Source organism: Streptomyces changchenzhani, from assembly GCF_039766235.1.
GTDB lineage: Bacteria > Actinomycetota > Actinomycetes > Streptomycetales > Streptomycetaceae > Streptomyces.
Genome location: NZ_JBDHNH010000018.1, coordinates 34,858 through 57,152, shown reverse-complemented (window position 1 = coordinate 57,152; position 22,295 = coordinate 34,858). Strand labels below are relative to the sequence as shown.

The window sequence follows — 22,295 nt, the reverse complement described above, 5'->3', positions numbered from 1 at the left end:
CATTACCCCGGTGCGGCGTGGCCGGGAGAGTGGGCGGCATGGATCAGCCGCCCCGTATCCCCACCGTCGACCTGCGCCCCTGGCTGTCCGGCGACGCGGACGCCCGTGCCCGGACCGCCGTGACCGTCGACCGGGCCCTGCGGACGGCCGGCTTCCTGCTGGTCACCGGGCACGGTGTGGACATGACGCTGGGGACGCGCATCCGGGAAGCCGCCCGGGAGTTCTTCCGGCTGCCGTACGCCGCCAAGGAGCCGTTGGCCGTACGGGTCGGGGGGCGCGGGTGGCTCGGGCCCGGCGCCGAGGCCAACGGGTACGCGGAGGGGACCCCGACGCCGCCCGACCTCAAGGAGTCGCTGTCGTTCGCGGCGGACCAGCCGACCGGGGACGCCGCGACGGACGCGGAGTGGTTCCTGCCCAACCGGTGGCCCGAGGCATCCCCGTCTCTCCAGGGCCTGGTCGAGACGTATCTCGCCCAGCTGCGGACCCTCTCCGACCAGCTCCTGGAACTCCTCGCGGTCGCCCTGGGCGCCCCCGAGGACTTCTTCACCCGGCACACCGCGCACCCCACCTGGGGCTTCAACATCAACTGGTATCCGGGGACGGATACCGTCGGCGAGGCGCAACCCGGCCAGTTCCGTATCGGCCCGCACACCGACTTCGGCACGGTCACCCTCCTCGACCGCCAGGCCGGCAAGGGCGGCCTGCAAGTGTTCACGGACGAGGGCGGCTGGGAGGACGCGCCGTACGACGCCGACGCATTCACCGTCAACATCGGTGACCTGATGGCCCGTTGGACGGGCGACCGCTGGCGCTCGGGCCGCCACCGGGTCCTGCCGCCCCCGGCCGACGTACCCACCGAGGAACTCATGTCGCTGGTTTATTTCTACGAGTGCGACCCGCACACCACGGTCGCGCCGATCCCGGGGCCGGGCGGGCGGGTGGCGTACGAACCGGTCGACTCGCACACCTACCTGCGCGCGCAACTGGACGCGATCGCGGTCACGCCGTAGCGAGTGCGCGCGCGTACGGAAAAGGCCGGTCCCCCGCGACCCACGTCGCAGGAAACCGGCCCAGGTAGCCGAAAAACAGCGGTATCAGGACGCGTCAGACGCCCGCGTACGAGTGCTTGCCGTTCAGGAAGATGTTCACACCGTAGTAGTTGAACATCCAGCAGCCGAACGCGAACAGCGCCAGGTACGCCGCCTTACGGCCCTTCCAGCCTGCCGTCGCGCGGGCGTGCAGGTAGCAGGCGTACGCGACCCACGTGATGAAGGACCAGACCTCCTTGGGGTCCCAGCCCCAGTAGCGGCCCCACGCGTCGCCCGCCCAGATCGCGCCCGCGATGATCGTGAACGTCCACAGCGGGAAGACGGCCGCGTTCACGCGGTACGCGAACTTGTCCAGCGTCGCCGCCGACGGCAGTCGCTCCAGGACCGACGTGGCGAACAGGCCGGGCTTGCGGCCGTCGGCGAGCTTTGCCTGGTACGAGTCGCGGAAGAGGTAGAGCACCGAGCCGACCGCGCCGAGGTAGAAGACCGCGCCGCAGAAGATCGCGGTGGATACGTGGATCCACAGCCAGTACGAGTCGAGCGCCGGGACCAGCTGGTCGCTGTCGGTGTAGAGCCACTTGGTGGCGATGCCCAGGTCCAGGAGGACCGTGGTGACCAGCGGCAGGCCCGCCCAGCGGACGTTCTTCTTGGCGGCCAGGAAGATCAGGTAGACCGCGACGAGCACTGTGGAGAAGGTGATCGAGAACTCGTACATGTTGCCCCACGGCGCGCGCTGCACCGACATCGCGCGGGCCACCACACCGCCCGCCTCGATGAGGAACGCCAGGGCGGTCAGGGAGATGGCGACGCGTCCGTAGAGGTCGCCCTTCTCCGTGCCGCCGGCCGCGCCGGGGCCGTCCGGGACGTCACGGGAGCCGGCCGGGGCGCGGGTGACGACCTGCGGCTTGTCGAGTACGGCGACCGAGCCGGCGGCCGGGGCAGCGGCCTGCGCCGACGCAGGTGTCGCCCGGCCCGTCAGCGCGGCGGCCGTGCGGCCGACCTTGCTGCGGCTGCCGAGGACCCACTCGGCGATGTGGGCGAAGAAGGCCAGCAGATAGATGGCCATCGACGAATAGATCAGCACATTGCTGATGTTGGCGAGGTTCTCGTTGGTCTCGGCCGCGAGATTCACGCGCGGGCTCCTTCGGCGGGTTCAGCAGGATCTGCGGGGTCGGGCGCCGGGGGCGCACTCGGCGCGGTCGGCGCCTCGGTGTTGAGCTTGGCGGCCAGGTCGGCCAGTTCCTCGGGGAGCTTCGTGGACTCGCTGCGGCCGAGTCCCGCCATCTCGACGACGGTGACGCCGTCCTTGCCGCGTGCGGCCCGGATCCAGATCCGGCGCCGCTGGATGAACAGCGAGCCCGACAGGCCCGCGATCGCGGCGACGGCTCCGATCAGCGCCAGCTGGGTGCCGGGCTGCTGGGAGATCTGGAACGTCGCCCACTCCTTCACGTCCTTCTCGAACGTGACCGTGCCCGCGCCGCCCGGCAGCTTCATGGTCTCGCCCGGGGCGAGGCGCTGCTTGAGGTCCGCGCCCTTGGCGTCCTTGAACGGCTTCATCTTGCGCTTGTCGAGCTGGTACACGTTCTGGGCCAGCCCCGCGTCGACGCCGAGGCTGCCGTGGAAGGCGTTGAGCGCGAGGCGCGGGTCGTCGAGGCCGGGGTACTGGGAGAGCATCGTGCCCTGGCCGGCGCCCGCGAACGTCGGTACGAAGAAGGCCTGGAAGCCCAGTTGGTCCTTCTTGCCGGTCTTGTCGCGGTAGCCGTCCATGATCTTGACCGCGCCGGACGAGGTGACGTTGGAGTCCATCGGCAGCATGGGGACCGCGCCGGAGAAGACCTTCTTGCCCTTGCCGTCCCTGACGGTGACGACCGGCGCGTAGCCATGCCCGATGAGGTGGACCTTCGAGCCGTCGACCGTCAGCGGCGAGTTGACCTCGATGACGGCTTTCTTCTCCGGGCCGTCCGAACCCTTCGCGTACTTCACGTGCGCCTCGTAGACACGGGGTGTGCCCCGCTGGGGGCCTGTGCGCTCGTACGTCCCGTCGAACTTCTCCAGCTGGAAGCTGAAGGGCGCCAGGTCGTGGTCCTTGTCGAAGAGGGTCCCGGACTTGAAGTCGTCGTACTGCGTGAGCGTGTTGGCGAAGCCACCGCCCTCGACGACCAGCTTGCCGCCCTCGGACTTGAAGAGCTGCCCGGTGGCGAACGACACCAGCATCACAATGAGCGCGGTGTGGAAGAGGAGGTTGCCGGTCTCGCGGAGGTAGCCCTTCTCCGCGGCGACGGCGTCGCCCGTCGGGTGCGCCCGGTAGCGGCGGCTCTTCATCATCGCCAGCGCAGCCTCGCGCACCTGCTCGGGCTCGGCGTCGGTGCGCCAGGTCGTGTACGCGGGCAGCCGGTTCAGGCGCTTGGGCGCGGCCGGCGGGCGGCTGCGGAGCTGGCCGACGAACTGCCAGGTACGCGGCACGATGCAGCCGATGAGGGAGATGAAGAGGAGCAGGTAGATCGCGGAGAACCACACCGAGCTGTAGACGTGGAACAGGCCCAGGTCGTCGTAGATCGGCGAGAGCGTCTTGTGCAGCTCGCGGAAGTCGGCGACCTTGCCCTCGTCGACGCTGGTCTGCGGGATCAGCGAGCCGGGGATCGAGCCGAGCGACAGCATGAAGAGCAGCAGCAGCGCCACCCGCATCGAGGTCAGCTGCCGCCAGAACCAGCGCGCCCAGCCGATCACGCCGAGCGTGGGCCCGCTGAGCACGGATTCCTCGCGGGGCGCCGTCGACAGCTGGGCCCCGGCTGCCTGCTCGTCGGATTCCACGGAGGTGCCCGCGGACTCTGTCTTGGTCTTGCTCATGGAACTAGATCCCCACCGTGAAGCCGTTGGTCCAGCCTTGCATGTCCTGGACGAGGCTGTCCCAGACGCCGGTGACAAGCAGCAGGCCGGTCGCGATCATCATCAGCCCGCCGATGCGCATCACCCAGGCGTAGTGCTTCTTCATCCAGCCGAACGCGCCGAGCGCCTTGCGGAACGCCACCGCGGCGAGCACGAAGGGCAGCCCGAGTCCGAGGCAGTACGCGACGGTCAGTATCGCCCCGCGCCCCGCGCTCGCCTCGGTAAAGGCCAGCGTCTGCACGGCGGCGAGTGTCGGGCCGATGCAGGGCGTCCAGCCGATGCCGAACAGGGCGCCCAGGACGGGCGCGCCCACCAGCCCGGCCACCGGCCGCTTGTGGAAGCGGAATTCGCGCTGGGTGAGCCAGGGCATCATGCCCATGAAGAAGATGCCCATCAGGATCATCAGCCCGCCGAGCACCTTGGAGAGGATCTGCTGGTGCTCCTGGAGGGTCGAGCCGAAGTAGCCGAAGAGCGCCCCGCCGGAGACGAACACGGCGGTGAATCCGAGGACGAAGAGCGAGGCCCCCGCGACCATCCGGCCGCGCTTGGCCTCCGCGAGGTCGGTGCCGCTGATGCCGGTGACGTACGACAGATAGCCGGGGACGAGCGGCAGCACACAGGGCGAGAAGAAGGAGACGAGACCGCCGGCGACTGCGATCGGTACCGCGAGGAGCAGTGCACCGCTCAGAACCGTCGGGTTCGGATCGGAGATCGCTGCGGCCAGAACACTCACAGGATCACTTCTCCGCGATCAACGGGTCGATCATCTGGCGCAGCTTCTTCTCATTGAGGGCGGTGAGCGTGCGGGCCGCGATCCGGCCCTCCCGGTCGATGACGATCGTCGACGGAATGGCCTGCGGATTCAGGCTGCCCTTGGGGAAGCGCAGAATGAGCTTGCCGATCGGGTCGTACAGGCTCGGATAGGCGACGCCGTAATCTTCCTCGAACTTGAGCGCCGGGCCCTTGGAGTCGTCGCGGGTGTTGATCCCCACGAACTCGACGCCGTCGGACTTCGTCTCTTTGGCGACCTTCGAGAAATGCGGTGCCTCGGCGCGACAGGGCGGGCACCAGGAGCCCCAGACATTCATGACGACGACCTTGCCCAAGAAGTCGCCGACATCGAGCTTCTTGCCTTCGAGGGTCGTGCCGTCGAGCTTGGGCGCGTCCTGCCGGTCGCCCTTGGCGACGGTGGAGATACCGCTGTCGCCGGTGACGAACTTGGCGCCGCCGGTGCCCGACGACGTACTCCCGTCGCCTCCGCACGCCGACAGGGTCAGCGCGCCGACGACCGCGACGGCCGCCGCCGCGGCAGCGTGGCGGGTGCGGTTCGAGCGGCGGCGGGGGGCGCGGCTAAGGCTCATGTGAAAAGTTTCGCATGGGCGTTCCAGTGATCTTCCGCGCCCCCCGTGGTGCCCGTAAAGCCCCTTGTCAAGACGCGCTAAGGAAGCTCTTCCAGCCGCCGGTCGGTGCCTGGCCGACTTCGAGGGAACGCAGTTTGGCGAGCACCGCCGGGTCCTGGACGTCGAGCCAGTCGCAGAACTGCCGGAAGGAGACCAGGCGTACGTCCTTCTTCCCGGCCATGCCCTTGATCGCCTCTTCGACGGCGTCCATGTAGATGCCGCCGTTCCACTGCTCGAAGTGGTTGCCGATGTAGAAGGGCGCGCGATTGCTCTCGTACGCGCGCTTGAAGCCGGCGAGATACGCGCCCGCGGCCTCCTGCTTCCATCCCGGGTAACGCGCGGGCGGGCCCTTGGTCGAATTCTTCGACTGGTTCGCGAGCATGTTGTAGTCCATCGAGAGCACCTCGAAGGAATGCCCCGGGAACGGCACGGCCTGCAGCGGCAGGTCCCACAGGCCCTTGCGCTTGACGGGCCACATCTGACGGCCGCCGGGCGAGCTGGCGTCGTAGCGCCAGCCGAGCTTCTTCGCGGTCGGCAGGAGGTTGTCCTGGCCGAGGAGGCACGGCGTACGGGCGCCGACGAGCTCCTTCTCGTAGTCGAAGGGCAGCGGGTCGAGGTCGGTCCAGCCGCTGTTGGTCTTCCACTCGGTGACGAAGGACTTCGCCTGGGCGGTCTCGCTCTCCCACTGGGCGGGCGTCCAGTTGCCGACGGAGCCGGAGCCCGCGCAGAAGTGCCCGTTGAAGTGGGTGCCTATCTCGTGGCCGTCGAGCCAGGCCTGGCGTACGCCCTTGAGCGTGGCCTTGATGTGGTCGTCGGTGAGGTAGCCGATGTCGGAGGCGCCGACCGGGTTGTTCGGCGGCTTGTAGAGGTCCTTCTTCGACTCGGGCAGCAGGTAGACGCCGGAGAGGAAGAAGGTCATCGCCGCGTCGTGGTCCTTGGCGACCTTCAGGAAGCGCGGAAAGAGGCCGTTGCCGACCTCGCCCGCACCGTCCCAGGAGAAGATCACGAACTGCGGCGGGGTCTCGCCGGGCTCCAGGGGGACGGGCTTCTTGGGCTGGTGCGGCTGCTTGCCGGTGTCGGCGGTGGAGCCGTCGCCTATGAGGCGTATCTCGGGCTCCTTGCCGGGCTCGCCCCCGCCTCCGCCCTTGCCGGACCCTGGCCGCCCCGAGCCCGAACCGGAGGCACCGCAGCCGGCGATCCCGACCGCGGCCGCCGCCCCAACTCCCAGTCCCAGCAGACCCCTTCGACTGATGTCGCGCATACCGTCCCCCATCCGAACTCGCCCTACTCGTCCTACTCGTCGTCCATAGAAATGGACATCGGGTGAGATGACGTGACGAACACGTAGGTTCCGGTGCAGGCGTACTTTTTCCTCAGTCATGGCCGAATATTGCTGATCTTTTACCGGCCATTTACCGGCTGCTTGCCGTTCACCCATCGGCGATCTATCGACGATCCGTCGGAGATCTATCGGCGATTACGCGCCAAATGCCTTGCCCTGTCCCTTGACGGGCTTCGCCCCGGCCAGCAGATGCGCCGGTACGAGGTCGCGGGCCGGCTCGCTGTAACCCACCGAGACGATCTTGTCGCCCCGGAAGGTGAAGGTGGTGAGCGAGGCCAGCGTGCACTGCCGCCTGCGCGGATCGTGCCACAGCCGCCGGCGCTCGACGAAGCTGCGTACGGTCCAGATCGGCAGCTGATGGCTCACGCACACCGCCTCGTGACCGCGGGCCGCGTCGCGCGCGGCGTTCAGCGCGGCCATCATCCGGGCGGCCTGCTCGACGTACGGCTCGCCCCAGGACGGGCGCAACGGGTTCGTCAGGTGCTTCCAGTTGGCGGGCCTGCGTAGCGCGCCGTCGCCGACACCGAAGGTCTTGCCCTCGAAGACGTTGCCCGCTTCGAGCAGCCGGTCGTCGGTGACCAGCTCCAGGCTGTGCGACTTGGCGACCGGCGCCGCGGTCTCCTGGGCGCGCTCCAGCGGGGAGGCGGCGACATGGGTGATGTCGCGGCCCTCCAGGTGCTCGGCGACCCGGTCGGCCATCTGCCGGCCAAGATCGGAGAGGTGATAGCCGGAGCGGCGGCCGTACAGGACCCCGTCGGGGTTGTGCACTTCGCCGTGGCGCATCAGGTGGACCACGGTCAGCTCGTCCGCCGCCCTGCTGGTCGGCTCGCTCATGCGGTCACCTCGGCGGCGGCGCGGGCGGCGGCCGGCAGCGCGGCGGCGATGCGCTCGACGGCACGGTCGTCGTGCGCCGTCGAGACGAACCACGACTCGAAGGCCGAGGGCGGCAGATAGACGCCGTCGGCGAGCATCGAGTGGAAGAAGGCGGTGAAGCGGAAGGCCTCCTGCTTCTTCGCGTCGTCGTAGTCGCGGACCTCGTCGGCCGTGAAGAAGACGGAGAACATATTGCTCGCCGTCTGGACACGGTGGGCGACGCCCTCCTTGGTGAGCGCCCCGGTGACGAGCGCGCGGATCTCCGCGGACACCGCGTCGACCAACGCGTACGCCGCGTCGTCGAGCAGCCGCAGCTGGGCGAGCCCGGCGGCGGTGGCGACCGGGTTACCGGAGAGGGTGCCCGCCTGGTAGACCGGGCCCTCGGGCGCGAGATGTGCCATGACGTCCCGGCGACCGCCGAACGCGGCGGCGGGGAAGCCGCCGCCCATGACCTTGCCGAAGGTCATCAGGTCGGGTGCGACGCCATCGATGCCGTACCAGCCGGCCCTGCTGGTACGGAAGCCCGTCATGACCTCGTCGGAGATGTACAACGCGCCATTTTCGGCGCACAGGTCCTTGAGCCCCTGATTGAAGCCCTCCCCCGGCGGCACGACGCCCATGTTGCCGGGCGATGCCTCGGTGATGACGCAGGCGACGTCGCCGGGGTGCGCGGCGAAGGCTGCTCGTACGGCGTCGAGATCGTTGTACGGAAGGACAACCGTGTCGCCGGTCTGGGCGCCCGTGACACCCGGCGTGTCGGGCAGGGCGAAGGTCGCGAGACCCGATCCGGCGGCGGCGAGCAGCGCGTCCACGTGGCCGTGGTAGCAGCCCGCGAACTTCACCACCTTGGCGCGGCCGGTGAAACCGCGGGCGAGACGGATGGCCGACATGGTCGCTTCGGTACCGCTCGACACGAGCCGTACCTGCTCGACGGGCGCGATCCGGGCGACGATCTCCTCGGCGAGCGTGACCTCGCCCTCACCGGGCGTACCGAAGGACGTGCCGCGCGCGACGGCCTCCTGCACGGCCGCGACGACCTCGGGGTGGGCGTGGCCGAGGATCATCGGCCCCCACGAACACACGAGGTCGACGTACTCACGGCCGTCGGCATCGGTGAGGTACGGACCGGCACCGGACACCATGAACCGGGGCGTACCGCCCACGGCTTTGAATGCGCGGACCGGAGAGTTCACGCCTCCGGGCGTCACAAGGGACGCGCGGTCGAAAAGCGTCTGCGAAACTGGGGCGTCATAGGGGAAGCTCACACAAGCCATGGTGTCAGAGCCCCGGACGGACTTGCGGACAGGTGTTTCACCGCACATCCGTGGGGGAGGTCACTGTCACGATGATCGGGTTGCGCGGCCACGGCCGCGAGTGGTCGGGTGGAGATATGTATCGCGGTGGCGAAGTGGGCGAGGGGACCGACGACCTGGGTCCCGAGCGGACCCAGCGCGGCCGGCACCGTCGGGACCGTGAAAAAATGACTGACGCGCGGATGGAAAGCAGGAGTGGCCGGGTGGGGGTGACCTACAAGTACTTCGGCGCCCCCGATGGAGCCACTGCGGCCCGCGTGCCCATTTCGATGCGCCCGGAGGAGCTGGGCGGCGACGAGCTGGGCATGGGTGGCATGTTCTCCAAGATCAAGCCGGAGACGGTGGCGGCGATGGTCCTGACCGGCATCGAGGGAATACCGCTGCACAAGGTCCCCCCGCTGGAGCTGGTCGTCCTGCACCCCGACTACGCGGTGGTCAAGCTCCCCATGACGGTCGTCGACCCGCTGCGCGGCATCGGCGAGGAGTCGGTGGGCGCGGCGGCCTTCATCTGGTCGACGGTGCCGGATCGCGGGGGGCCGCGGGACGCGTACTACGTGTACCAACTGCTGCACGAATGGCAGGACTTCAGCCATCGGCTGCATGAGGCGGGGCATCAGCCCTATTGTCTGGTCTGGCCCTGACCTGGGGTTTTCGGGGTTTCGATGGTCCTCTTCAGAGGTCTTCCGGGACCGGTGCGGTCGGTGGTTACTGGGCCGGCGCGATGTTCTGGTTGGCGTGGAAGAGGTTGTTCGGGTCGTAGGTTCGCTTGACTGCCGCGAGCCTGTCGTAGTGGCCACGGTAGGTGGCTTTGACCCGGTCCTGGCTCTCGCCCGCACCGAGGAAGTTCACGTAGCCACCGCCCATGGAGTGCGGGTGCAGCTCCGCCCAGTAGTCGACGCACCACTGCTTGACGGTCTCGGCGTTGGCCGGGTCGGGGTCGACGCCGCCGATGATGCCGGACCAGACAGCGTCCCGGTAGGACCACGCGGTGTCCCCCTGGCCGACACGGTGGGCGGCCCCGTCGACCGGGTAGAGGTGCATGGTCGACAGGTCGGTGGGGAGGTTCTCGGCGTATTTGGCGTGCACCTCGATGGCTTCATCCGTGATCCGGTCGAAGAAGTCCCCGCGCCAGTACCACTGGAGGCCGGCGGGTATCAGCTCGTCGAACATGCTCTGCAGCATGGGGTACGGCATCGGTGCCGTGAAGTGGAAGGCCGGCGGGCCTGCTTCGTTCACGGGCGTCAGAGCCTCCTCGGTGCGGCCCGGGTCGCCCGTCCAGCACCACACGACGCCGCACATCTTGTGGCCGTGTATCTCTTCCGGGAATGGGGGACCGGGCGGAACCGCGAGCACCGCGAAGAAGCCGTTCAGGTCCTCGGACGCCTGCGGCAGGAAGTCGCGATACCACCGCAGCACTTCGCGGATGTGGTCGACCGGCCACAAGGTGACCGCGAGACCCACGGTGTGCACCGGGTGCAGCCGGAAGCTGAACGAGGTGGCGATGCCGAAGTTCCCGCCGCCGCCGCGCAGTGCCCAGAACAGGTCCGGGTGCTCGGTCTCGCTCGCGGTGACGAAGCTGCCGTCGGCGAGTACCACGTCCGCGGCCAGCAGGTTGTCCACCGTCAGACCGTACTTGCGGGTGAGATGGCCGTGCCCGCCCCCGAGGGTGAGGCCCCCGACGCCCGTCGTCGACATGATGCCGGCCGGGGTGGCCAGACCGAAGGCATGGGCGGCGTGGTCGAGGTCGCCGAGCGTACTGCCGCCACCGACCCAGGCTGTCTTCGCGGCAGGGTCGACGCGCACCCAGCGCATCGGCGACAGGTCGATGGTGACGCCGCCATCGACCAGGCACTGGCCGGCACCACTGTGTCCGCCGCCCCGGACGGCGAGTTCGAGACCGTGGTCGCGGATGAAATCGACCGCGGCCATGACGTCCGCCGCGTCCGCGCACCGCACGATGGCGGCCGGGCGCCTGTCGATCATCGCGTTGTAGATCTTGCGAGCCTCGGTGTACTCCGGGTCCTGCGGGCCGATGACCGGACCGCGCAGCGCGGTCCTCATCGCTTCCAGAGTGCTGACGTCCATGGCCATCTCCTTGACGGGACGCGGACCGCTTCCCACCCGGCCGCCTATCCCCTGCTGGGCCGCCGGCGAGCGGTGGTGCGCCGACGCTCTGACGCTCCCATCAGCGGCACGGGAATCGGACGCCGCAAAGGCTGACATATCCAGCATCCCGCCGGTCGGAGAGCCTCGCAATTCCACCAGGTGCCCGAGCCCGGCCGGGAGAGCACCATGAGGTCATGGATGGACGCATTGGCGACATCAGCCCACCAGGACGCCTCGCGGACCCCGCCGACGGGATCAGTCTGGAGGAACTCGCACTCGCGGCCCGTAACCACGGTCTGCCGCTGGAGGCCCTGCGTTACGACCTCACCCCGCCCGGACTGCATTACGTACTGATCCATTACGACATCCCCGCCGCCCGGGCCGACGACTGGCGGCTCACCGTGGGCGGCCGGGTCCGGACACCGCTGACGCTGGACATAGAGACCCTGCGGTCGTTCCCGGCCGTCACCCACCGCGTGACGATGGAGTGCGCGGGCAACGGCCGGGCGCGGCTCACGCCACGGCCGGTGAGCCAGCCGTGGCTGGTCGAGGCGGTCGGAACAGCCGAGTGGACCGGGGTGCCGCTGCGCTTGCTGCTCGCCGAGGCCGGGGTGGAGCCGGATGCCGTCGAGGCCGTCTTCAGCGGAGCCGACCACGGTGTCGAGCGCGGCGTCGAGCAAGACTACCAGCGGAGTCTGCCGCTGACGGTGGCCGCCGGCAGCGATCCGTATCCGGAGGTGCTGGTGGCGTACGGCATGAATGGCGGGCCCATGCCACCCCAGCACGGCCATCCCCTGCGGCTGGTGGTTCCCGGCTGGTACGGCATGGCACACGTGAAGTGGCTTCGCGAGATCACGCTCACCGACACCCCGTTCACCGGATTCCAGCAGGCGGTGGCCTACCGCTACCGGCAGGAGGCCGACGATCCGGGCGAGCCGGTCACCCGGATCTCCCCGCGCGCGCTGATGATCCCGCCCGGGTTCCCGGACTTCATGTCCAGGACCCGCGTCGTGCGACCCGGCCGGGTACTGCTGGAGGGCCGGGCCTGGTCCGGGTACGCCCCTGTCACGACGGTCGAGGTGAGCACGGACGGCGGACGCTCCTGGAGTGCGGCAACGCTCGCTTCGCCGGACGAACACGGCTGGGCCTGGCGGCAGTGGCAGGCGTCCTGGACGGCGGCACCCGGCAGCCATGTGCTCAGCGCCCGCGCCACCGATGCCGAGGGCAACACCCAGCCCCTCGCCCAGCCGTGGAACCGCGGCGGCTTCGGCAACAACCTCGTCCAACAGATCTCCGTCCTCTGCCCGCAGGACGGCTGACACCAGGAAGACGCGAATTCAACGAATTCAGGTCACGTACGAATACTGGGCCACAGCCACACCATTCACATGCAGAGCAGCAGTCGATTCGCGCATCAGAGGTCCCCGGCACGTTCAGGACATTTGACGCCTGGCCAGAATAAAGCTGTCGCGAGCGACTCCGATTCGCCACGCTGAAATCGCTTCGCACCACAAACAAATCAACGCTCAACTACACGCTCGCAGCACGTCAATCCGTTTCTTCGGAAGGAAACAATGCCGTGGCAAGTACCAAAGCGAATGTGCGCATCGAGCTGGTCAAGGTGCACTGTCTCGACACCGAGGACAATCTCGGCGGCGATGAGTTCTACCTCGTGGGCGGCGTCATCGGTGGCGAGCACCGCTATCCGGTCCTGACCCGGCCGCTCGACATCAACGAAGGGCAGACCGTCCTCTTCGACCAGAGCGAGGCCCTGATGTTCCAGGGCGAGCTCGACGTCACCGACACCCTGCACGTCGGCGTGGCGGCGTACGACGAGGACTTCAGCAAGGACTGGGGCGGGAAGTACGGAGCCGCCCTGAAGCAACTGACGGATGCCGTCAACCAGGTCGACCCGAGCAGCGGGAACACAGGTCAGCGGCTGATCGAGGCCGGCGAGCAGACCATGACCGAGATCTTCTCGATCATCGACCCGGACGACCTCCTCGGCCGGCTGACCTTCAGCTTCCCGGTGTCCGAGCTGCACGCGGGCGAGAAGCTGTGGCGGGTCAAGGGCGGCACCTGGATGGGCAGGTGGGAGTACGAGGTCACCTACCGGATCACCAAGATCCCGGTGGCCTGACCCTCCGACAATCCGTGAAGATGGGGCAGTGGTCCGCGCGCATTCCTGCGTGCACGCGGGCGCGTGTGCGGGCGACTGCCCCGCATTCCCCGGGAGAGGGAGAATGCCATGGCGGGCACCAAGGCGCGGATTCGTATCGCACTGGTCAAAATGCACTGCAAGGATACCGATGACAATCTCGGTGGCGACAACGTCTATATGGCGGGCGGCATCATTTGTGACGGCCGCCGCACCGCAATCCTTACCTACCCGACCGGCATCAGTGACGGACAGGTCATTCATCTCCATCAGAACGAAGCCCTGGTCTTCCAGGATGAAGTCCTGACCACCGCCACCATTCACGTCGGAATCGCTGCCTACCGGGAGGATTTCAGCAAGGACTGGGGGAAGAAGTACGGCCCGATGCTCAAGGCCATGACCCGGGCCGTCGACAGCGTCACCCCGCCGCCCGACGGCGCGGGCCGGCAAGTGATCGACGCCGGCGAGCAGGCCCGTACCGGCATCGACGGCGTCTTCGCCTCGGATATGGTCCTGGGCACACTGGACTTCCACATCCCGGTCGCCGAGCTGCACGGCGGAGAGAAGCTGTGGTGCTTCAAAGGCAGCTCCGGTCTGCGCAATTGGGACTACGAGGTGACCTACCGGATCGCGAAGACAGCCAACTCCGACTGAAGCCCCGCGCGGACCACGGCCTCAGCTGCTCCCGGCCGTGCCCGCGCGGGTCACAGGATCAGCTGCCCCCGGCCGTCCCCGCCGCCTCCCGCCGCAGCCGCACCGGCAGTCTCCGGACGCTGTTGCCGACGAAGCTCGCGTGCCGGGGCAGGGCCGCTTCCGTCTCCGGGACCGCCAGGTCCAGGTCCGGGAAGCGGGTGAACAGCCGCTCCAGGGCGATCGTGGCCTCCATCCGGGCCAGCGGTGCGCCCAGGCAGTAGTGCGGGCCGTGGCCGAGGGAGAGGTTGCGGGCGGTCCTGGTGACGTCGAAGCGGTCCGCGTCGGGGCCGTACGCCGTCTTGTCGCGGCCCGCCGCCGAGTAACCGGCCAGCACCGGAGTGCCCTTGGGGATCACGGTGCCGGCCAGTTCCAGGTCGCGGGTGGGGTAGCGGAACGGGAAGTAGCTGACCGGGGCGTCCCAGCGCAGCGTCTCCTCGACGACGTCCTGCCAGGAGACGGCGCCGGTCAGGGCCAGTTCGAGCTGGTCGCGGTGGGCGCAGAGCGCACGTACCGCGTTGGTGATGAGGTTGAGCGTGGTCTCGTGCCCGGCGATGATCATCAGCAGCAGGGTGCCGATCAGCTCGTGCGGGCCGAGCCGGTCCCCGTCCGCCTCGCGGGCCGCGATCAGCGCGCTGGTGAGGTCCTCGCCCGGCTTTCCGGTGCGGTCGGCGACGATCGTGCCCAGTACCTCCACCAGCTCCCGGTTCGCCGCCATCGCCTCCTGGGGGCCGATGTCGGTGGCGACCACCTGGTTCGAGAGGTGGTGCAGCCGGTCCTGGTGCCCAGCGTCCACCCCGAGCAGCTCACAGATGACGCCCATCGGCAGCGGCAGCGCGAAGTGCGCACGGAGGTCGACGGGCTCGCCGTCCGTCGGGGCCGCCCGCTCCAGGCCGTCGAGCAGCTCGGCGGTCACCTTCTCGATCCGCGGGCGCAGTTCCTCCACCCGGCGGGCGGTGAACGCCCTGCTCACCAGCGCCCGCAGCCGCCGGTGGTTCGCGTCGTCGGCGGTGGTCATGCCGTGCACGGTGGCGAAGGTCTTCAGCGGCCAGCCGTCGGGGATCTTCCCCTCCTGGAGCGCGGTGAAGTGCGCCGCGCCCTTGGCGACATCGGGGTGCGCGAGGAACTCCTTGAGCGCGTCGTGCCCAAGCACCACCATGCCCTCTACGTCGCCGGGGAGTACGACCGTCGCCACAGCGCCCCGGGCGAGCAGCCTGGCATTGTCCGCGTGCGGGCAGCCCCCGGCCGGATCCATGCGGTGGGGTGTGCCGGCGGGCGGGGCGGGCTCGTGCTGTGTGCCGGGTGAGGTGCTCAACTGGACTCTCCTGACGGTCGTACGGACGGCAGATGCGGTTCGGTGAAGCGCACCGGGAGCGCGGCGAGCCCCTTACTCCACGGCGACTTGGTCCAGGCCAGATCGGCTTCCGGCACGGCCAGTTCCAGGTCGGGCAGCCGGTGCCTGATGGTGTCCACCGCGGTACGGGTGATCAGCCTGGCCGGGTCCTGCGCGGGGCACGTGTGCGGGCCGCCGCCGAACGCCAGGTGGGAGCGGTTGCCGACGACGGGGCTGCCGTCGGCGGGCAGCACCGCCGGGTCCGCGTTGGCCGCGGCCAGGCCGAGGACCAGCATGTCTCCGGCGCGGATGTCCTGGCCGCCGAAGCTCAGGTCACGGGTGGCGTAGCGCGCGGGGAAGTTCTGGGTCGGCGGGAACCGCCACAGCACCAGGTCGAGCGCGTCGTCGACGGTGAGGTGCCCGCCGGTCAGCGAGGACCTGAAGGCCGGGTCGCAGAGCAGGATGCGCAGGGTGGTGGCGATCCAGTTCACGGTGGTCTGGTTCCCCGCGACGAACATCACCACCAGGTTGTGCAGCACCTCTTCGTCGGTCAGCCGGGCAGGGTGCTGCAGCAGCGCCGAGGTGATGTCACTGCCGGGTCTGCTGCGCTTCTCCTCGATCAGCGCCTGCAGGATGACGCCCATGCGGTTGTTGGCGTTGGCCGAGTCCGCGTTGCCGACGGCCATGCCGGCGATGGCCTGCACCAGTTGCTGGCCGGTCCGCTCGTCCAGGCCGAGCAGCCCCGTGATGACCTGCATGGGGAGCTTGCGCGCGTAGTGCGGCACCAGGTCGGCCTCCCGGCGCCCGGCGAACGAGGCGATCAGCTGCTCGGCCTGCGCCCGTACGGTGCGGCGCAGTTCGTGCCCGTTGATGCCGGCCAGCGCGTCGGACACCGCGGCCCGCATCCGGCGGTGCTGCTGCCCGTCGGCGTACAGCAGCGCGGGCCGCCAGCCGACCATCGGCAGGATCGGCGAGTCGGCCGGCACCCGGCCCTCGCGCATCAGGCTCCAGCGGCGCGGGTCGTGCGAGAAGTCCTGCTCGTCGCGGGTGAGTTGGAGCAGCTCGCGGTGGCCGAGCACCAGCCAGGCGTCGATGCCGGGCGCGACCGTCACCGGGGCCACCGGGCCGTACGTCCGGCGGAGTTCCTCGTACAGCGCGGGCAGCCCGTCGCCGTCGAGCTGGGGCCCGTACAGCGGCGTCGCGGCCGGGCAGCGCCCGCCGAACCCACGGGGCGGGGCGGCGGGATGGCCTGGCAGGGCGGGCGGGGTGGTCATGAGGGCTCCGGGGCGGACTGGGGTGGAGGTGCGGACTCGGACTCGGACTCGGACTCGATGAGGTGGCTGACGAGGGCGATCAGCGCCCGGACCGAAGACCGCGGGTCCCGCGCGTCGCAGGCCACCAGCGGAGTGTGCGGGAGCAGGTCGAGGGCGGCCCGGAGTTCGTCCTCGGGGTGCTGCGGGCTGCCGGGGAAGACATTGACCGCGACGGCGAAGGGCAGCCCGAGGTCCTCCAGGTTGCCCAGGGCGTCGAAGGACGCGGTCAGGTCGCGGGTGTCCACCAGGGCCAGCGCGCCGAGGGCGCCCTTCGCGAGGTCCCGCCAGGCGGGCAGGAAACGCGGCTGGCCCGGCGTACCGAACAGATACAGCACCAGCTCGCCGTCGATCGTCATCCGGCCGAAGTCCAGGGCGACCGTGGTGGTCGTCTTGGTGGGCTCGACACGGGCGTCCACCCGGGCGCCCGCCTGGGTCATCGCCGCCTCCGTGAACAGCGGCTTGATCTCCGAGACCGTGCCGATCAGCGTGGTCTTGCCGACCCCGAGCGGGCCGACGACCAGGATCTTGGCCGCCCCGACGACGCTGGAGGTGAGGTACTTGCCCGCGGTCCCGGGGGTCGCTGTCCCGGCGGTCGCGGTGCCCGGGGTCCCACCTGAACCGTGCACCGGTGCCTCAGAGGCGGCTTTCGAGGCCATGGAGCACCTTTCTCAGGACGGACAGATCGGTACGTTCGGCCGGCGGAATGGGCGGGCGGCTCACGATCAGCCCCCACTCCAGGAGGTCGGAGAGCAACACCTGTACCACCGGCGGGGATTGGCCGATGTGGGCGGCCACCTCGGCCACGGACAACAGTCCCTGACAGTGCGTCAGAATCATGCGGTGTTCGGGCTGGAGGGACGGCGGTACGTCGACGTCCGCGGCCATCACCAGGGACTCCCAGGACAGTGGCTCGCCGCCCGTGTCCGCCCGGCCGCCGGTGATCACGTACGGGCGTACCGCGGACGTGGTCCGTTCCTCCGGCCGGCCGGTCATGACGGCGGAGTCACCGACTGATCATGTTTATCCGGCCGGTGATCCGACTGGTCACCCGCCTGGCCATGCGACTGACCGCCCGCCTGGCGATCCGCCTGGTCACGCGGCCGGCTCGTCAGATGCGCGCCGATCTTCGCCACCAGAAGCTGCATCTGCTGGGCCACCAGGCCCACATCGGCGGCAGTGTCGGTGGCCACCCCCAGATGCGCGCCGGTTCCGGCGTGGGTGAACAGGACGAACCCGTGCTCCGACTCCAGCATCAGCTGACGCACCGCGCCGCCCCCGCCGAACAGCAGCGCGGCGGTGGACCGGCCCGTCATCGTCATCGCGGCGCAGGCCGCGGAGAGCGATTCGGCCTCGGCCACGCTCAGGCTGGCCACCGGCCCCGAGAGGTTCTCGGCGGAGGCGTGCCCCAGCCGCAGACCGTCCTCGGAGACGACCACGGCGTGTCTGACCCCCGGTATCTCGGTCAGCGGGCGCAGCATCCAGCCCAGGTCGGGGAGGATTCCTATGGTCCCGGTCACGGTCGGCCTCCATTGTGTTGGTTACGCACTTGATCGGGTTCCCGGGCCGGCACTTCGGTCTGCTCGGCCCCGTCGATGACCGCCCGCCCGCGCCGGGTGCCGGACAGCACACTGGCGATCGACGCCCGCGCGGCCTCCGGGGTCCAGGGAGCTGAGGGGGTCGGCGGTGCCTGTGGGGCCCGCGAGGTCTGGAGGGTCCGCGGAAGCTGGTCGGCCGCCGCCTGCCGGGCGCCCCGCCGACTGCGCCGCCGGGGCAGCCCGTCGAGTCCGGCCGCCGGCGGCTGTTGCGCCGCCCCCAGCTGCTGTACGTCGTCGGCCCCGGCCGCCAGGAGCTGCTGTACGTCGTCGGGGCCGGCCACCGATGGCTGTCGTACGCCGTCGGGCACGTCGTCGCCCCGGCTCGGTGGCGGTGACAGTGGTGGCGGCGGGGGCAGTGGGGGCGCGACCGGCGCGACGGTCTGATGCAGCGGCACGGGCTCGACGGTCCGCCGCGGTGGCACCGGCGCGGCGGCCGGGTACCCGGTGTCCGCGGCGGCCCGGTGCGACGGGGCGAAGTGGGACAGCGGCTCGGTCAGCAGCCGGTGCGGTACGAAGGCCACGGCGCGGGTGCCTCCGTAAGCGGACGCTCCCGTCAAATCCACCTTGAAGCCGAGCTCCCGGGCCCAGCGCCCCACGCAGGCCAGCCCGAGGCGGGGCACCGCGCCGAGTCTGGCGAGGTCCAGGTCGGCGCGCAGCTGGCCCATCGCCTGGCGCAGGACGTCGGGCGGCATTCCGAGGCCGGCGTCGTCGACCTCCACCACCGCTCCGGCGCCCACTTCCCTGATGGTCACGACGACTTGGGTGCTCGACGGTGAGAACACCGTGGCGTTCTCCAGGAGTTCGGCAATGGCGTGCATCAGCCCCTCCACCGCCGGGGCCACCACGTAGAGCGTCTGCCCGCCGTGCACATCGAGTCGGCCGAACTCCACGATCCGGGACTGCGCGCCACGTACACAGTCGTAGAGCGACACCGGCTGGGTCTCCCGCCGGGCGGGCCAGATGCCGCACATCACCAGCAGCGTCTGGGCCTTGCGGGTCATCTGGGACGCCGCGTGGTCGGCCTTCATCACCTCGGCCATCAGGCGCGGGTCGTCGATGGAACGCTCGACGCGGTCCAGCACCTGCTGCTGCACGGTGGCCATGGCGTGCATGTTCCGGGCGACGGATTCGAAGGCGGCCTGTACGGAGTCCCGCAGGGCACGCTCCCGGCGCACCGCCTCGTCCGAGCCGAGCGCCACGACCACGTCGGCCAGGGCGCGGGTGAACTCCTCGCCGGTCTCGGCCTCCAGGGCGACCGGCCCGGGAACCCCGTCCAACCGCTGTCCCGTACGCACGCGTTCGGCGATGGCGGGCACCCGTACCGCCGCCAGATGCGCAACGGCCGCTCCCCGGGCGGCGGCCACCCGCTGGTCCCCGGCCCGCCCGGCGCGCTCGGCGGTCAACTCCCTGCGCAGCAACAGCGCCCAGAAACCGAGGAGTACGGCGACGGCGGCGCATCCTGCGGCCAGAATCTGCCGCAGCTCGGCGGCCCCGGACCAGCCGGCGAGCGCCGCCCCGACGGCCGCAAGCGCCGCCGCGAGGAGCCACCACGCTCCCGCGGGCCCGCTCTTCGACCGGCTCAGCACGCGGAGTGGGGGGAGTACGGCTTGACGGCCCTGTGGGCCAGGACCACGACTACGACCACTGAGAAAGGGCCCCTTCCAGGACACGCCGAACTCCCCTAGGGATCAGGAGCATTCAGATCCTACGATCACCAACTCGCTTTCGAACATCGGTTGTTCAACTCCTGTCACTTTGGTGCGCCCTGCGGTAGGCGCGAGGCGTGGTGCCGGTGAGCTCGCGGGCACCAGCCCCAGCACGTACCGCACGGCGTTCCGCTCGCTGGTCGCCGACCTCACCTGGTCGGAGCGGGAGGAAGCGGGGCCGTCCTAACGCCCCACCGGCCATCGGCACACCAGCTGCCCCCACCTACAGCGGCGTAGCCGCCTTGAGCACCAGGAACAGCGCGAACGCCGCGTTCAGCGCCGAAAGCGTCGACACCGCCGTCCCCGCCGCCGCCACCAGCGCCGCGATCCCCGTCGGTGTCAGCGCCGGGGGCCAGCCTCGCGCCGGGGGGACCGGGCCAAGGAGGGCCGCCACCCGGCGGGGCACCGGGCCGCCCGGTGTCGCGAACGACGGGAGGGGGAACGGCGGGAGCGGGAGGGCGTCGTGGGAGATCAGGGCCGCCTTGCCCACCGTCCGGGCCGTCAGGCGCCGGTCCCCCGTCGCCTGCGCCGCCTCCTCGTCCGCCCAGCGCTCCGTGCTGTACCCGACCGCCGCACGCAGCGGGCACAGGAGGGGGTTCGCGCAGCCCGCAAGTTGGGTGGCCAGGAGCAGTCGGTGGTGGCGGCCGGTCAAGTGGGCGTGCTCGTGGGCCAGTAGCGCGTCGCGCTCGTCCTCGTCCAGGGACGCGAGCATCCCCGTCGAGACCATGATCCGGCCGCCCCGCGCGGCGGCGCCCCGCGAGGCAGGCAGCGCGTACGCGTACGGCGTCTCGTCCGGCAGGATCGCGACCTCGGAGGTGGAAGGGAGTCCCGCCAGGGTGCGGTGGGCCCGTGCCCGGAATCGGTAGTGGCGGCGGATCGTGAGCGCGCACGCCGTCGCCACCACGGCGAGCACGACGATGGCCGCCTCCCCCGCCACCTCGTTGTACGGGACCGCGGCCCGCACCTCGGGGTCGGACCAGCCGTCGGGCAGCGGGTTGCCGGGCAGTTGGGCCGTGCCGACGATCACCAGCAGGCACAGGCACAGCGTGCTGCACGACGCGAGGATCACCGCGGCAGCCGTCAGCAGGCGAGCGGCGCTCCTCGGGTGCAGGTGCTGCTCGGCCAGGCGCGCGAGCGGCAGCGCCGTCAGGGGCAGGACCAGCGGCAGCAGGACGAAGACGCCCACCTGTCAGCTCTCATCCGGATCGCTCGGCCCGACCTGCCCGGCGCGCCCGCCCGGCCCGCACTGTCCGCCCGGCCCGACCTGGCTGCCCACCTCGCCCAGCAGCGACCGCAGCAGGTGCTCGTCGTCCGCCGAGAGCGCCGACACGAAACTCGACAGCACCGCGTCGCGGTCGTCCCGCTTGTCGAGCAGGCTGCGCATCCGCAGCGCCGTCAGCCCCGCCCCGTCCGCCACCGGCTCCCACCGGATGGGGCGGCCCTCGCTGCTGCGGGTCACGGCCTTCTTCTCGTACAGCCTGGTCAGGATCGTAATGACCGTGGTGTACGCCAGGTCGCCGTCCAGCCGCCCCTGCACCCAGGCCGCGGTGACCGGCTCCTGGGCCGTGCCCAGCACCGAGAGCACCTGCGCTTCGAGCTCGCCCTGGCCGCGCCGGCGCCCGCGGGGCTCCCGCCCCCGGTCGGCCTTGCTTCCGTCTCCGCTCATGACGCGGCCTCCTTCCCGAATCCGTACGCGACTCATACGCGACTCGCACGCGACCCATACGCGACACTCATACGCGACTCAAACAACGGGGCATCGTAACCGTCTCGCAGCCGTGCCCCCCGCGCTCTCCACTTGACCTCTACACTGCTGTAGTTTTCAGAGTACGGATTCCAGGGAGGAAACAACATGGGTGTGACCCTCGCCAAGGGCGGCAACGTATCGCTCACCAAGGAAGCTCCCGGCCTGACCGCGGTCCTGGTGGGCCTCGGCTGGGACGTCCGTACGACAACGGGCACGGACTACGACCTGGACGCCAGCGCGCTGCTGTGCAACGAGTCCGGCAAGGTCGTGTCCGACGCGCACTTCGTCTTCTACAACAACCTCACGAGCCCCGACGGTTCCGTCGAGCACACCGGTGACAACCTCACCGGCGAGGGCGAGGGCGACGACGAGAGCATCAAGGTCAACCTCGCCTCCGTACCCGCCGCGATCACCAAAATCGTCTTCCCGGTGTCGATCCACGACGCGCAGAGCCGCGGCCAGAGCTTCGGCCAGGTCAGCAACGCCTTCATCCGCGTGGTCAACCAGGCCGGTGGCGCGGAGATCGCCCGCTACGACCTGAGCGAGGACGCCTCCACCGAGACCGCCATGGTCTTCGGTGAGCTCTACCGGCACGGAGCGGAGTGGAAGTTCCGGGCTGTCGGGCAGGGTTACGCTTCCGGGCTCGCCGGCATCGCGACCGACTTCGGCGTCGACATCTGAGCAGTCCGAGCACAGCGGCACGCTCGGCGCACAGCACCACAGCCGCGCGGCACCACCAGCCGCACGCAAAGCACAGCACAACACACAGCACCACACCACAGCA

At 70.0% G+C, this 22,295-nt stretch carries 22 protein-coding genes and 1 pseudogene; 7 read left to right on the top strand and 16 right to left on the bottom strand.

The genetic code is table 11. The features are described 5' to 3' along the window. Positions 1-38: 38 nt before the first annotated feature. Positions 39-1,010 (top strand): isopenicillin N synthase family dioxygenase, encoded by a 972-nt coding sequence (locus tag ABCR94_RS36155; protein WP_347125456.1) that lies wholly within the window; start codon positions 39-41, stop codon positions 1,008-1,010. A gap of 94 nt (positions 1,011-1,104) precedes the next feature. Here ABCR94_RS36155 and ccsB read toward each other — a convergent pair whose 3' ends face one another. The 7 genes from ccsB to hemL all read right to left on the bottom strand — a co-directional run bounded on the left by ccsB (position 1,105) and on the right by hemL (position 8,824). Then, entirely contained in the window at positions 1,105-2,181 is a 1,077-nt protein-coding gene (gene ccsB / locus ABCR94_RS36150) for a c-type cytochrome biogenesis protein CcsB (protein WP_347125454.1), read from the bottom strand. After that, positions 2,178-3,896 (bottom strand): cytochrome c biogenesis protein ResB, encoded by a 1,719-nt coding sequence (gene resB, locus ABCR94_RS36145; RefSeq protein WP_347125452.1) that lies wholly within the window; start codon positions 3,894-3,896, stop codon positions 2,178-2,180. The genes ccsB and resB overlap by 4 nt, the downstream gene beginning before the upstream one ends. 4 nt (positions 3,897-3,900) lie before the next feature. After that, positions 3,901-4,668 carry a cytochrome c biogenesis CcdA family protein gene (locus ABCR94_RS36140; protein ID WP_347125450.1) on the bottom strand — a complete coding sequence of 256 codons (768 nt, stop codon included), beginning with the start codon at positions 4,666-4,668 and terminating at the stop codon, positions 3,901-3,903. A 4-nt stretch (positions 4,669-4,672) separates the two neighbouring features. Then, positions 4,673-5,296 carry a TlpA family protein disulfide reductase gene (locus ABCR94_RS36135; protein ID WP_347125448.1) on the bottom strand — a complete coding sequence of 208 codons (624 nt, stop codon included), beginning with the start codon at positions 5,294-5,296 and terminating at the stop codon, positions 4,673-4,675. Between the two features lie 67 nt (positions 5,297-5,363). Further along, entirely contained in the window at positions 5,364-6,596 is a 1,233-nt protein-coding gene (locus ABCR94_RS36130; protein ID WP_347125446.1) for a polysaccharide deacetylase family protein, read from the bottom strand. 216 nt (positions 6,597-6,812) lie between these two features. Then, positions 6,813-7,511, bottom strand: coding sequence for a histidine phosphatase family protein (locus tag ABCR94_RS36125; RefSeq protein WP_347125444.1), 699 nt, complete (start codon positions 7,509-7,511; stop codon positions 6,813-6,815). After that, entirely contained in the window at positions 7,508-8,824 is a 1,317-nt protein-coding gene (hemL, locus tag ABCR94_RS36120) for a glutamate-1-semialdehyde 2,1-aminomutase (RefSeq protein ID WP_347125442.1), read from the bottom strand. Before hemL ends, ABCR94_RS36125 begins: the two co-directional genes overlap by 4 nt. A 116-nt stretch (positions 8,825-8,940) precedes the next feature. Between hemL and ABCR94_RS36115 the strand changes: the two genes are divergently transcribed. Then, complete coding sequence (locus ABCR94_RS36115; protein WP_347125542.1) at positions 8,941-9,504, top strand: hypothetical protein; 564 nt, start codon at positions 8,941-8,943, stop codon at positions 9,502-9,504. Positions 9,505-9,568: 64 nt separating this feature from the next. Here the strand turns inward: ABCR94_RS36115 and ABCR94_RS36110 are convergent, their stop codons facing one another. Then, entirely contained in the window at positions 9,569-10,948 is a 1,380-nt protein-coding gene (locus ABCR94_RS36110; protein WP_347125440.1) for an FAD-binding oxidoreductase, read from the bottom strand. A gap of 215 nt (positions 10,949-11,163) precedes the next feature. Between ABCR94_RS36110 and ABCR94_RS36105 the strand changes: the two genes are divergently transcribed. The 3 genes from ABCR94_RS36105 to ABCR94_RS36095 all read left to right on the top strand — a co-directional run bounded on the left by ABCR94_RS36105 (position 11,164) and on the right by ABCR94_RS36095 (position 13,781). Then, positions 11,164-12,288: a sulfite oxidase gene (locus ABCR94_RS36105; RefSeq protein ID WP_347125438.1), complete on the top strand. Its 1,125-nt coding sequence runs from the start codon at positions 11,164-11,166 to the stop codon at positions 12,286-12,288. Positions 12,289-12,548: 260 nt separating this feature from the next. Then, a complete protein-coding gene (locus tag ABCR94_RS36100) occupies positions 12,549-13,109 on the top strand; it encodes a hypothetical protein (RefSeq protein ID WP_347125436.1) in 561 nt (186 codons plus the stop codon). A gap of 108 nt (positions 13,110-13,217) precedes the next feature. Further along, complete coding sequence (locus tag ABCR94_RS36095; RefSeq protein WP_347125434.1) at positions 13,218-13,781, top strand: hypothetical protein; 564 nt, start codon at positions 13,218-13,220, stop codon at positions 13,779-13,781. A 58-nt stretch (positions 13,782-13,839) separates the two neighbouring features. Here ABCR94_RS36095 and ABCR94_RS36090 read toward each other — a convergent pair whose 3' ends face one another. The 6 genes and pseudogenes from ABCR94_RS36090 to ABCR94_RS36065 all read right to left on the bottom strand — a co-directional run bounded on the left by ABCR94_RS36090 (position 13,840) and on the right by ABCR94_RS36065 (position 19,644). Continuing rightward, entirely contained in the window at positions 13,840-15,072 is a 1,233-nt protein-coding gene (locus ABCR94_RS36090; protein WP_347125541.1) for a cytochrome P450 family protein, read from the bottom strand. 56 nt (positions 15,073-15,128) lie between these two features. Further along, positions 15,129-16,424, bottom strand: a complete 1,296-nt coding sequence (locus ABCR94_RS36085; RefSeq protein WP_347125432.1) for a cytochrome P450 — start codon at positions 16,422-16,424, stop codon at positions 15,129-15,131. Beyond that, a complete protein-coding gene (locus ABCR94_RS36080) occupies positions 16,421-17,119 on the bottom strand; it encodes a GTP-binding protein (protein ID WP_347125430.1) in 699 nt (232 codons plus the stop codon). The genes ABCR94_RS36085 and ABCR94_RS36080 overlap by 4 nt, the downstream gene beginning before the upstream one ends. Beyond that, complete coding sequence (locus ABCR94_RS36075; RefSeq protein WP_347125428.1) at positions 17,097-17,456, bottom strand: DUF742 domain-containing protein; 360 nt, start codon at positions 17,454-17,456, stop codon at positions 17,097-17,099. The genes ABCR94_RS36080 and ABCR94_RS36075 overlap by 23 nt, the downstream gene beginning before the upstream one ends. A gap of 92 nt (positions 17,457-17,548) precedes the next feature. After that, positions 17,549-17,980 (bottom strand): annotated as a pseudogene (locus ABCR94_RS36070) (roadblock/LC7 domain-containing protein); the annotation flags it as partial. Then, positions 17,977-19,644 (bottom strand): ATP-binding protein, encoded by a 1,668-nt coding sequence (locus ABCR94_RS36065; protein WP_347125426.1) that lies wholly within the window; start codon positions 19,642-19,644, stop codon positions 17,977-17,979. The gene ABCR94_RS36065 and the pseudogene ABCR94_RS36070, both read right to left, overlap by 4 nt. A 172-nt stretch (positions 19,645-19,816) precedes the next feature. Here ABCR94_RS36065 and ABCR94_RS36060 point away from each other — a divergent pair, with 172 nt between their 5' ends. After that, the gene (locus ABCR94_RS36060; RefSeq protein ID WP_347125424.1) at positions 19,817-19,951 is read left to right on the top strand and encodes a hypothetical protein; all 135 of its coding nucleotides are present in this window, start codon (positions 19,817-19,819) and stop codon (positions 19,949-19,951) included. Positions 19,952-19,987: 36 nt separating this feature from the next. Here ABCR94_RS36060 and ABCR94_RS36055 read toward each other — a convergent pair whose 3' ends face one another. After that, positions 19,988-20,950 (bottom strand): M56 family metallopeptidase, encoded by a 963-nt coding sequence (locus ABCR94_RS36055; protein ID WP_347125422.1) that lies wholly within the window; start codon positions 20,948-20,950, stop codon positions 19,988-19,990. A 3-nt stretch (positions 20,951-20,953) separates the two neighbouring features. Continuing rightward, positions 20,954-21,430 carry a BlaI/MecI/CopY family transcriptional regulator gene (locus ABCR94_RS36050; RefSeq protein ID WP_347125420.1) on the bottom strand — a complete coding sequence of 159 codons (477 nt, stop codon included), beginning with the start codon at positions 21,428-21,430 and terminating at the stop codon, positions 20,954-20,956. Positions 21,431-21,616: 186 nt separating this feature from the next. Between ABCR94_RS36050 and ABCR94_RS36045 the strand changes: the two genes are divergently transcribed. Then, positions 21,617-22,192, top strand: a complete 576-nt coding sequence (locus ABCR94_RS36045; RefSeq protein ID WP_347125418.1) for a TerD family protein — start codon at positions 21,617-21,619, stop codon at positions 22,190-22,192. Positions 22,193-22,295: the final 103 nt, after the last annotated feature.

Excerpts from the sequence above, each read along its gene's own strand:
- ABCR94_RS36095 (WP_347125434.1), top strand. The coding sequence starts at position 13,218 with ATGGCGGGCACCAAGGCGCGGATTCGTATCGCACTGGTCAAAATGCAC.
- ABCR94_RS36110 (WP_347125440.1), bottom strand. The coding sequence starts at position 10,948 with ATGGACGTCAGCACTCTGGAAGCGATGAGGACCGCGCTGCGCGGTCCG.
- ABCR94_RS36135 (WP_347125448.1), bottom strand. The coding sequence starts at position 5,296 with ATGAGCCTTAGCCGCGCCCCCCGCCGCCGCTCGAACCGCACCCGCCAC.
- ABCR94_RS36080 (WP_347125430.1), bottom strand. The coding sequence starts at position 17,119 with ATGGCCTCGAAAGCCGCCTCTGAGGCACCGGTGCACGGTTCAGGTGGG.
- ABCR94_RS36105 (WP_347125438.1), top strand. The coding sequence starts at position 11,164 with ATGGATGGACGCATTGGCGACATCAGCCCACCAGGACGCCTCGCGGAC.
- ABCR94_RS36130 (WP_347125446.1), bottom strand. The coding sequence starts at position 6,596 with ATGCGCGACATCAGTCGAAGGGGTCTGCTGGGACTGGGAGTTGGGGCG.
- resB (WP_347125452.1), bottom strand. The coding sequence starts at position 3,896 with ATGAGCAAGACCAAGACAGAGTCCGCGGGCACCTCCGTGGAATCCGAC.
- ABCR94_RS36050 (WP_347125420.1), bottom strand. The coding sequence starts at position 21,430 with ATGAGCGGAGACGGAAGCAAGGCCGACCGGGGGCGGGAGCCCCGCGGG.
- ABCR94_RS36125 (WP_347125444.1), bottom strand. The coding sequence starts at position 7,511 with ATGAGCGAGCCGACCAGCAGGGCGGCGGACGAGCTGACCGTGGTCCAC.
- ABCR94_RS36075 (WP_347125428.1), bottom strand. The coding sequence starts at position 17,456 with ATGACCGGCCGGCCGGAGGAACGGACCACGTCCGCGGTACGCCCGTAC.
- ABCR94_RS36045 (WP_347125418.1), top strand. The coding sequence starts at position 21,617 with ATGGGTGTGACCCTCGCCAAGGGCGGCAACGTATCGCTCACCAAGGAA.
- ABCR94_RS36085 (WP_347125432.1), bottom strand. The coding sequence starts at position 16,424 with ATGACCACCCCGCCCGCCCTGCCAGGCCATCCCGCCGCCCCGCCCCGT.
- ABCR94_RS36090 (WP_347125541.1), bottom strand. The coding sequence starts at position 15,072 with ATGGATCCGGCCGGGGGCTGCCCGCACGCGGACAATGCCAGGCTGCTC.
- ABCR94_RS36115 (WP_347125542.1), top strand. The coding sequence starts at position 8,941 with ATGTATCGCGGTGGCGAAGTGGGCGAGGGGACCGACGACCTGGGTCCC.
- ABCR94_RS36155 (WP_347125456.1), top strand. The coding sequence starts at position 39 with ATGGATCAGCCGCCCCGTATCCCCACCGTCGACCTGCGCCCCTGGCTG.
- hemL (WP_347125442.1), bottom strand. The coding sequence starts at position 8,824 with ATGGCTTGTGTGAGCTTCCCCTATGACGCCCCAGTTTCGCAGACGCTT.